General features: G+C 61.4%; 2 protein-coding genes and 1 pseudogene. All 3 read left to right on the top strand.

The window, feature by feature from the left end:
• Positions 1 to 233, top strand: a pseudogene (locus AC0AP0_RS09720) (GTPase HflX); the annotation flags it as partial.
• Between the two features lie 97 nt (positions 234 to 330).
• Positions 331 to 1,293, top strand: a complete 963-nt coding sequence (locus tag AC0AP0_RS09715; RefSeq protein ID WP_046322674.1) for an L-lactate dehydrogenase — start codon at positions 331 to 333, stop codon at positions 1,291 to 1,293.
• Between the two features lie 71 nt (positions 1,294 to 1,364).
• Positions 1,365 to 1,795: cation diffusion facilitator family transporter (locus AC0AP0_RS09710; protein WP_490430314.1), on the top strand; the 431-nt coding region annotated here is incomplete at its 3' end.

The following is a 1,795-nucleotide window of genomic DNA, read 5'->3' as shown; positions in this document are numbered from 1 at the left end:
TGCCCGCCCCTGCTGTGCATGTCCAGGCCATCCTGCCCTATACCAGCGGCTCCCTGCTGGAGCAGGTACGGCAGTTGGGACGGGTGGATTCATTGGAATACCGGGCCGATGGGGTTGCGCTGAGCGCTGACGTGGATGACCGGCTGGCGGCTGCCGTGCTTGACCAGGCCATTGATCAGAAGCCCTTGCAGGCTCCAGCGGGTGACACGCCATCGTCCGGACTGAACTCGTAAGGGCAGAGGCGAACCAGGTCACCTATGCTGGGTAGACTACGTATGTTGTCAGCGGCAAACCCGTTTCTCGGGTTCCGATAAGAGAGGTCCATAAAATATGGCGGAATCATCAATCAAGCCAACCAAGCTAGCGATCGTGGGAGCTGGAGCCGTGGGGTCGACTCTGGCCTTTTCGGCGGCCCAGCGTGGCGTGGCTCGAGAGATCGTTCTTGAGGATATCAACGCCCAGCGTGTTGAGGCCGAGGTTCGCGACATGCAGCACGGATCCAGCTTCTACCCCACGGTCACCATCGACGGCTCGGACGATCCGCAGATCTGCGCCGATGCCGACATGGTGGTCATCACGGCCGGAGCCAGGCAGAAGCCGGGGCAGACGCGGCTGGACCTGGCAGGCGCCACTATCAATATGATGAAGTCCATCATCCCTCAGATGGTCGAGGTGGCTCCCAATGCCATCTTCCTGCTGATCACCAACCCCGTCGACATCGTCACCAGGGTTTCGCTGGAGCTGTCCGGACTGCCTGTCAACCAGATGTTCGGTTCGGGCACCAACCTGGACTCCGCCCGCCTGCGCTACCTTATCGGTCAGCAGACCGGGGTCAATGTCAAGAACGTCCATGCCTACATCGCTGGTGAGCACGGCGACTCCGAGGTCCCGCTCTGGAGCTCGGCAACCATCGGCGGCGTGCCCATGTGCGACTGGATGGAACTGCCCGGCCATGAGCCTTTGGATGCGGCCAAGCGCGAGGAGATCCACCAGGAGGTGAAGAACGCTGCCTACCAGATCATCGAGGGCAAGGGGGCGACCAACTTCGCTATCGCCATGTCCGGCGTGGACATCATCGAGTCCATCCTGAACGGCACCGACCGGATCCTGCCTGTCAGCTCCCTGCTGGAAGACTTCCACGGCATATCGGACGTGTGCATGTCGGTGCCCAGCGTGCTCAACCGCGAAGGGGTCAACACCCACATCAACACCCCGCTGAGCGACGGCGAGCTGGCCGCTCTGAAGCGTTCCGCCGAGACCCTCAAGGAGACGGCAAGCAAGTTCGGTTTCTGAGTATTTCACAGGAAACTCTTGCCTCGCAGTCCCTGGTGGCATACCTTGGTGATTGATGAAACGGGGTATGCATGAGCGCTCATGAAGGTGTTGTTCAGGGTGGCGGATCCGCCCATCGTCGACAGTTGCTGACGACCTTGGCTCTGACTGGATCGGTCTTCGTAGCTGAAGTCGTCGGCGCCTTGGTCACCCGTAGCCTGGCCTTGCTGGTCGACGCTGGGCACATGATGACCGACATGGCTGTGCTGATCGCATCCACTGTCACTGCTGTGTTGATGGAACGCCGCCCCACAAATCGGCGGACCTGGGGCTGGTCCCGTCTGGAGGTCATCACGGCGGCTGGCGGGGCTTTGGTTCTGCTGGCTGTGGGAATTTACGCCATTGTAGAGGCCGTCTTGCGGCTCTTGTCACCCGGGCGGGACCAGGTCCAGCAACGGGGGCTCCTGCTCTTCTTCGGCATCTTGGGTCTGGCTGCCAATGTGGGGTCCATCCTGGTCCTGGC

It is taken from the genome of Bifidobacterium sp. POST2/T3 (B1) (assembly GCF_058197115.1).
This window is presented reverse-complemented; position numbering and strand designations above follow the sequence as displayed.